Source organism: Actinoallomurus oryzae, from assembly GCF_039541955.1.
GTDB classification, from domain to species: domain Bacteria; phylum Actinomycetota; class Actinomycetes; order Streptosporangiales; family Streptosporangiaceae; genus Actinoallomurus; species Actinoallomurus oryzae.
The window spans coordinates 397,005-404,166 of the sequence record NZ_BAABHF010000025.1; the positions used below are offsets into that span (position 1 = coordinate 397,005).

The window sequence follows — 7,162 nt, forward strand, 5'->3', positions numbered from 1 at the left end:
GTCGCATGACGACCGAGTCGCCCCCCGGACTCGAAGATCTCGACCTGTCCGAGCTGGACTTCTGGGCGCGTCCGCTCGACGAGCGGATGGCCGCCTTCGCGGCGTTGCGCGCGCGGGAGCATCCGGTGTTCTTTCCCGAGCTGTCCGTGCCGCTCGTGCCGGCCGGCAAGGGATACTGGGCGCTCGTACGGCACGCCGACGTGAGTGAGGCGAGCCGCCATCCGGACGTCTTCAGCAGTGAGCCGAGCGCCACCACGATCCCCGACCTCCCGGCGTACATGGGGCGGTACTTCGGTTCGCTCATCAACATGGACGACCCTCGGCACGCCAAGATCCGCCGGGTCGTCTCCCGCGCCTTCACGCCGAAGATGCTCGCCAAGACCGAGGACGACGTACGCCGGCGCGCCGTGCGCATCGTCGACGAGCTGATCGAATCCGGGCCCGGAGACTTCGTGGCCAAGGTCGCCGTGCGACTGCCGGTCGAGGTCATCTGCGACATGCTCGGCATCCCCGAGCGCGACTACGCCCGGGTCATCGCCCGGACCAACGTCATCCTCGGCAACTCCGACGAGGAGTACACCGGGGTCAGCCCGGACCGGATCGACCGGTTCACGATGGCCCGCGCGCTGTTCCGGATCGTGCGCGCGGCCCGCGACCTGCACCGCCTGGCGGCCCGCCTCGGCCGCGAGCGCGTCAAGAACCCGACCGACGACCTGACCTCGGCGCTCGTCAACGCCAACGTCGACGGCGAGCGGCTGACCACGCGTGAGCTGGGCTCGTTCTTCCTGCTGCTCGTCGTGGCCGGCAACGAGACGACGCGTACGGCCCTGAGCCACGCGCTGAAGCTGTTCACCGACTTCCCCGAGCAGCGACGGCTGCTCCTGGAGGACTTCCACGGGCGGATCGGCGGCGCGGTCGAGGAGATCGTCCGCTACGCCACGCCGGTCATCTTCATGCGCCGCAACGTGACGCGCGACCACGAGATGAACGGGCACACGTACCACGCGGGCGACAAGGTGCTGCTGTTCTACAACGCGGCCAACCGCGACGAGGCGGTCTTCACCGACCCGGACACCTTCGACATCACCCGTACGCCCAATCCCCACGTCGGGTTCGGCGGCCCCGGACCGCACTTCTGCCTCGGCGCCAACCTGGCCCGCCGGGAGATCAGCATCATGCTGGAGGAGCTGTTCACCCGGCTCCCGGACATCCACGCGTCCGGCGAACCCGACCGCCTGCTGTCGGGATTCATCAACGGCTACAAGCGGCTGCCCTGCGCGTTCACCCCTCCGGCCTGACCGCCGCTCAGCTCGGTACGCCGAGGACGGCCGCGAGCCAGCGGAGACGTTCGACGCCCGGCGGGATGCGCTCGGGCGTCAGGCGCCTCGTTTCCAGGACCATGAGCTCGCCGCCGCTGATGCTCCAGTTCGGCGCCTGGCCACGCAGGTGCGCGTCGACGAGAGCGGGCGACAGGAGCGCCCTCGCCGCGTACGGGTCGGCCGTCTCCACGCGGAAGCGCCGGTCGAACCCCGGGTGTCCGATCTCGACTCCCGAGTGCCCGCCCAGGGCGCGCACCATCCGTGAGCCCAGGCGGCGGTTGCCGACGGAGATCTCGGGCCACGCGCCCGGCAGCGCCGCGACGAACACCGACAGATTGACCTCGGTCCTCTGCGCCTGGCCCTCGGCGTTGGTGGTCGTGGTCTCGTACCGGCAGTCGGCGGCGGTCATCGGCAGCACGCCGATGGTCCCGTACGCCAGCCGCCGCATCCGGAACCCCCGCAGGTGCGCCAGCCGTGGCCGCCAGCGGGTCGCGGCGTCGCCCTCGTGCATCCGCCATCCGTTCGCCATGGTCCAGGCGTAGAGGGCGTCCCGGCGACGCCGCTCGACCTTGATCTGCGCGGTCCGCAGGGCGCGGAAGAGCACGGTGATCCCGGCGCCCATGACACCCATGACGAACAGCAGTATGAGCATGAAGACCAGGAAACCCATGACGACATGATCGCGGGTGCCCACCGGTTTCCGCGACGGGCCGGTCAGGGCAAAGCGACGTACTTGCCGAGGAACGCCCGCGCCGTCGCGGTGTCGAGGCGGTAGTCGAGGTTGGTCGTCCGGCACGCGTCGTCGTCACCGCTGATCGTGGTGGCCACGATCAGGTCGGAGGTCGGCCCGCCGAGGAAGTTGGGACCGCCCGAGTCGCCGAAGCAGGTGCTGCCGTCCTTCTTCGCGGAGTCCATCGACAGCCTGAGCCACGTGCGGGTGAGGTTGCCGAAGGAGATCGACGTACGGCGGCGGGTGTCGGAGTAGTGGAGCGTCTTACCGTCGTCGGTGGGCAGCGCCGAGCCGTAGCCCACCGGCGTGAAGGACGACTTCGCCAGGGTGCCGTCGGCCTGGAGCCGGTCCAGCAGGCCCGCGGTCGGCAGGCGCGCGGGCTTGATCCCGGCGATCGGCGTGCTGAAGACGACGACCGCGATGTCGTGGGAGTCGGACTTCTCGGTGTACTCGGGATCGGCCTTGTAGCGGCCGATGTAGACGCCGGAGCCGAGTTGGTAGTGGCTGGAGAAGGAGACCATCGCGGTCTTCTGGTCCTTCTCACCGCAGTGGGCGGCGGTGAGGAAGACGGTCGGCGAGATCAGGGTGCCGGTGCAGTACGACCAGGTGCCGTCGGGATACGGCTTGGCGTTGACCATCGCGCCCACGGCCGGGTGCGTCTCACCGTCCGGCATGCCGTTGGTGATCGCCGATGCGGGGGAGGGAACCACCGCGATCAGGGCGGCAATGATCGCGGCAAGGGGGACAAAACGCATGGCATGCACCTTAACGCCGCAGGTCACGCGATGTGTAGGGAAGTTACCGACTAAGGTGCGAAAGAGTAAAAGATCTACCTTCCCCTGTTTTCGGCATCGCCGGTCGGGCTCTCAGCCTTCGATGTCGTCGGCCACGGTGGAGGTCGAGGTGTTGAGGATGCCGTCGAACGCGTCGAGGACGGGGACATGCAAGTAGGCGCTTTGCAGCCGGATGCGGTCGGGGCCGGGACTGGGGGCGCGGCCGGCGCCGTCGGCGGGCTCGCGGTGCGCGCGGCGGAGATCCGCGATGCCGAGTCCGAGGTCGGCGTCGGCGAAGGCGGCTTCGATGCTTCCCGGCTCGGGAGGTTCCAGAGCGGTGTCTTCGACGACGAAGCCGAAGCGCGTGTTCTCGTCGCGGCGCATCTCCGCCGTGTGCCCGGCGGTGCTCGTCAGGCCGAGGGCGAAGTACTCCTCGCCGAGGACCCTGTGCAGGTGCTGCCCCATCGGCAGCGTCGTGAGGTGGCCGTCGAAGGAGACCGGTGACTTCTGAATGTGGGCGTTGTGGGCGGCCAGCACGACGCGGGCCCCGGGTTCGAGGTGCTCCAGGTGCCACCGGACCGACCCGGCCATGTAGAGGTCCCGGGCCGAGGTATCGGCGGTGAGCCCGCCTCCGGCGAAAAGGTCGGCCATGGCGCGGAAGGTGTAGTCCGCGTGGCAGGCGCCTTCGAGACGCCGCAGGGCGATGTCGTAGCTTTGCCGGTCGCCGCGGGAGACGTAGAGCGGTTCGACGGAACGGAACCGGATGAGCAGGCGCATCAGGACCGCGCTGAGAGCATCCTGGTCGGCGGTGGCCAGGCGTGCCCACGCGGGCGCGGCCACGGCCCCGGACTCGCCGGCGAACGATTCGGCGATCCGCATCGCCGTCTGGACCGACGGTAGGGTCTCGGGGTCGATCCGGCGCAGGTAGTCGGCGATCGGGGCCAGGGCGGGCAGCAAGGACCCACCGGCCGCCGGGATGTCGATTCCGGCGAAGCGCGCCGGCCGCGAGGCCGTGCGGTTGTGTCGGCGCATCCAGCGCAGCGGCTCGGCGAGTCCCACGGGGATCGCCGCGGCCAGGTGGGACGACAGATCGTCCTCCGCACCCTCGCCCCGGACCCACGAGTCGAGGGGAAAGCCCTCGCTGAAGCCGTATTCGAAGGCCAGCACGGTGAAGCCGCAGCGTTCGACCAGGAACCGAAGGATGCGCCGGCGCATGAGTGCGAACTCGTTGATGAAGTGGGAGTTCTCGCCGATCGCGACGACGCGGGCTCCGCCGATGATGCCGCGCAGCGGCTCCAGGTCATCGAGCGGTGCCTCAGGGTCGAGGTGGGTGAGCGGGATGGCATGGGCGAGAAGCCGGTCGGCGAACCGGTCGTGGCGGGACGAAGCGTGCATGCTGGTGGTGCGACTCTCCGTGCTGGAAGGTGGACGGATCACCGCGGAGTGATCGGCGCCGCGTTCTCCAGGTCGCCGATGTCGCCGGACATGATCGCGGGGATGTGTTCGGTGATGTGCTGGAGCGGCCAGTCCCACCAGGCCAGGGCCAGGAGACGGTCGATGTCCGCGTCGCCGAAGCGGCGGCGGATGAGCCTGGCCGGGTTGCCGCCGACGATGCCGTAGTCGGGAACGTCGTCGACGACGACGGAACCGGAGGCGATGATCGCTCCGTGGCCGATGCGGATGCCGGGCATCACCATGGCCCGGTAGCCGAACCAGACATCATTGCCCACCACGGTGTCACCCCGCCCGGGAAGGCCGGTGATGAGGTCGAAGTGCTCGGCCCACGAACCACCCATGATCGGGAAGGGGAACGTCGAGGGGCCGTCCATGCGGTGGTTGGCGCCGTTCATGATGAACCGCACACCCTCACCCAGCGCGCAGAACTTTCCGATGACCAGTTTCTCGGGCCCGTAGTGGTACAGCACGTTACGGGTCTCGAAGGCGGTTGGATCGTCCGGATCGTCGTAGTAGGAGAACTCCCCGACCTCGATGAGCGGCGAGGTGATCAGCGGCTTCAGCAGGACCACACGCGGCTGCCCGGGCATTGGATGCACCACGGTCGGGTCGGCGGGGACAGGCGGCATGACGAGTCGTTTCTCTTCCTGAAAGGGTGGCCACTAATGCGACGAATGCTGCATTAAGATGCTGGCATGACACCGTCCCGCTGAGCAACCGGATAACCAGCGATGACTGCCGCAGCAGCACGACCGGAGGACACCCGTCCGACGCCGCCGGCCCGACGCCGCCCCGGTGGCCGTACCGCACGTATTCGTGCGCAGGTACACGACGCGGTCCTCGCCGAGCTCGGCGAACACGGTTACGACGGCCTCACGATGGACGCCGTCGCCATCCGCGCGGGCGTGCACCGCGCAACGGTGTACCGGCGTTGGGGCGACGTCGGTGGCCTGCTCGCCGATGTCCTCGACGCGGCGAGCGACGACGGCTGGCAGCCACCGGACACCGCCTCGCTCAAAGGCGACCTGGCGGCACTGAACCACGAGATTCAGGAGGCCCTGACCGCACAGCCGCCGATCGTCGCAGCCTTGATCGCCGCCTCGTTCCGCTCCGAGAAGGCCGACCAGGCCCAACAGCGGCTCTGGGAGGACCGGTACGCCCGCTGCGAGGTCATCGTCAGCCGGGCCATCGAGCGCGGCGAGCTCCCGCCGCATACCGACGCTCGGCGACTGCTCATCGCCGCCACCGCGCCGGTGTATCACCAGCTGGTGCTTCTCCGCACGGCACCCGACCCGCGCCTGCCCGACCATGCGGCCGGAACCGCCGCCCTCGCTGCCTTCGCCGGCGCCTTCGCCGGGGCCCCGCCCGACGACGACACCTGACGGACGTCCTCAACAGGGCCGGCCCTCTGCGACGTCGCCTGGCCACGCCTGCAGGAAGCCCGCGCGTTCACGCGTGCGCGGAGTCATCTCAGCCGCTCGATTCGCGGACGACGAGTTCGGGCTGGAACATGATCTGCTGGTGTGCGTGGCCGTCCGGGTCGTCGCACTCGTCCAGCAGCAGTTCGGTGGCGATCTTGCCGAGCTGGTACGTCGGCTGCCGGATCGAGCTGAGCGGTACGGCGGCGGCCGAGCTGAACTCGATGTCGTCGTAGCCGATGAGCGCGACGTCCTCCGGGACGCGCACGCCCGCCTGGAGCAGGACGCGCAGCACGCCGAGGGCGAGCAGGTCGTTGGCGCAGAACACGGCGTCCGGCAGGCCCTCGTCGAGGAGGGTACGGGCGGCGTGCTGACCGCCGTGCGCGTTCATCTCCGGGACGACGACGTCGGCCAGCGTGCCGGGCGGAAGCCCGGATGTCTCCAGGGCTCGCAGGGCGCCGCGCCGCCGGTCGCCGCACTGGCGTATCGCCTTCGAACCGCTGACGAACGCGAGCCGGCGCGCGCCGTTCCCGATCAGGTGGCGCACCGCGAGCTCGCCGCCGGCGACGTCGTCCACGGCGACCGAGCACACGTCGCCGGAGGCCGAGTGGTCGACGAACACCACCGCGACGCCGCGTTCGCGGAGCCGTCCCAGGCCGGAGACGTCGTCGCCGGCCGGGGTGATGAGGACGCCGCGGACCCGCTGTTCGGCCAGGACCCGCAGGTTGCGTGTCTCCTTCTCCGGTGACTCGCCGGAGTTGCACAGGATGACCGCGTGGTCGCGGTCGCTGACGACGTCCTCGACGCCGCGGGCGACCTCGACGAAGAACGGGTTGCCGACGTCGAGCACGACCAGACCGACCGCCCGGCTCTGCCCGGCACGCAGGGTGGAGGCTGAGCCGTTGCGTACGAAACCGAGTTCGCGAATGGCCTGCTCGACGCGCGAGCGGGTCGCGGCGGCGACGCGCTCGGGGCGGTTCAGCACGTTCGAGACCGTGCCGGGAGACACGCCGGCCCGCCGCGCGACCTCCTTGATGCCCACGGTCACCATCGCCGCGCCTCCTCCAGCCAGTGGCGTTCACTAAAGCGAACCAATTAAAACGTGTCAACCAGGCCGGAACGAAGCCGCCGATCCGCCACCGACGGTGACTTTCTCGTTATCTATATGCCATAACCGCAGCTCAGAGGCCTGATTGTGCGAGAAGGAGGGGCTCGGGCGCCAGATCGCCCCCTTGACGTATCCTCCGGCCAGACTTAGCGTCCCGGGTCAACTTCGTTAAAACGTTTTTACATCGTTCACTTCCGGGAGCGAAGCATGAGCGAGCCGCCTGCGATCCTCGCGCTGGACAACGTCGGCAAGTCGTTCGGCGCCGTCCAGGCGCTGCGGGGCGTGTCGCTCGACCTGCGCGGCGGAGAGATTCACGCGCTCGCCGGGGAGAACGGGGCGGGTAAGTCCACGCTGGTGAA

Annotated in this window: 8 protein-coding genes; 3 read left to right on the forward strand and 5 right to left on the reverse strand. The window is 69.4% G+C overall.

Annotated features, from left to right (window positions below; translation table 11 throughout):
* Positions 1–5 precede the first annotated feature (5 nt).
* Positions 6–1,298 (forward strand): cytochrome P450, encoded by a 1,293-nt coding sequence (locus ABEA10_RS25480; protein ID WP_345468167.1) that lies wholly within the window; start codon positions 6–8, stop codon positions 1,296–1,298.
* Positions 1,299–1,305: 7 nt separating this feature from the next.
* On the opposite strand, the gene ABEA10_RS25485 is transcribed toward ABEA10_RS25480, so the two are convergent.
* From ABEA10_RS25485 to ABEA10_RS25500, 4 genes are all read right to left on the reverse strand, one after another.
* Entirely contained in the window at positions 1,306–1,989 is a 684-nt protein-coding gene (locus ABEA10_RS25485; protein ID WP_345468169.1) for a hypothetical protein, read from the reverse strand.
* 44 nt (positions 1,990–2,033) lie between these two features.
* Complete coding sequence (locus tag ABEA10_RS25490; protein WP_345468172.1) at positions 2,034–2,804, reverse strand: S1 family peptidase; 771 nt, start codon at positions 2,802–2,804, stop codon at positions 2,034–2,036.
* A gap of 111 nt (positions 2,805–2,915) precedes the next feature.
* The gene (locus ABEA10_RS25495) at positions 2,916–4,217 is read right to left on the reverse strand and encodes an erythromycin esterase family protein (protein ID WP_345468175.1); all 1,302 of its coding nucleotides are present in this window, start codon (positions 4,215–4,217) and stop codon (positions 2,916–2,918) included.
* A 38-nt stretch (positions 4,218–4,255) separates the two neighbouring features.
* Positions 4,256–4,906 (reverse strand): CatB-related O-acetyltransferase, encoded by a 651-nt coding sequence (locus tag ABEA10_RS25500; RefSeq protein ID WP_345468177.1) that lies wholly within the window; start codon positions 4,904–4,906, stop codon positions 4,256–4,258.
* A 102-nt stretch (positions 4,907–5,008) separates the two neighbouring features.
* On the opposite strand from ABEA10_RS25500, the gene ABEA10_RS25505 reads away from it, so the two are divergent.
* Positions 5,009–5,659 carry a TetR/AcrR family transcriptional regulator gene (locus ABEA10_RS25505; RefSeq protein ID WP_345468179.1) on the forward strand — a complete coding sequence of 217 codons (651 nt, stop codon included), beginning with the start codon at positions 5,009–5,011 and terminating at the stop codon, positions 5,657–5,659.
* Between the two features lie 88 nt (positions 5,660–5,747).
* On the opposite strand, the gene ABEA10_RS25510 is transcribed toward ABEA10_RS25505, so the two are convergent.
* On the reverse strand, positions 5,748–6,746 hold the full coding sequence (locus ABEA10_RS25510; RefSeq protein ID WP_345468181.1) for a LacI family DNA-binding transcriptional regulator: 999 nt from the start codon (positions 6,744–6,746) through the stop codon (positions 5,748–5,750).
* 264 nt (positions 6,747–7,010) lie between these two features.
* Here ABEA10_RS25510 and ABEA10_RS25515 point away from each other — a divergent pair.
* Positions 7,011–7,162 (forward strand): ATP-binding cassette domain-containing protein (locus ABEA10_RS25515; RefSeq protein WP_345468240.1); only part of this gene is annotated, 152 nt, incomplete at its 3' end.

Coding starts and splice junctions, on each gene's coding strand:
- ABEA10_RS25500 (WP_345468177.1), bottom strand. CDS start 4,906: ATGCCGCCTGTCCCCGCCGACCCGACCGTGGTGCATCCAATGCCCGGG.
- ABEA10_RS25510 (WP_345468181.1), bottom strand. CDS start 6,746: ATGGTGACCGTGGGCATCAAGGAGGTCGCGCGGCGGGCCGGCGTGTCT.
- ABEA10_RS25490 (WP_345468172.1), bottom strand. CDS start 2,804: ATGCGTTTTGTCCCCCTTGCCGCGATCATTGCCGCCCTGATCGCGGTG.
- ABEA10_RS25485 (WP_345468169.1), bottom strand. CDS start 1,989: ATGGGTTTCCTGGTCTTCATGCTCATACTGCTGTTCGTCATGGGTGTC.
- ABEA10_RS25495 (WP_345468175.1), bottom strand. CDS start 4,217: ATGCACGCTTCGTCCCGCCACGACCGGTTCGCCGACCGGCTTCTCGCC.
- ABEA10_RS25505 (WP_345468179.1), top strand. CDS start 5,009: ATGACTGCCGCAGCAGCACGACCGGAGGACACCCGTCCGACGCCGCCG.
- ABEA10_RS25480 (WP_345468167.1), top strand. CDS start 6: ATGACGACCGAGTCGCCCCCCGGACTCGAAGATCTCGACCTGTCCGAG.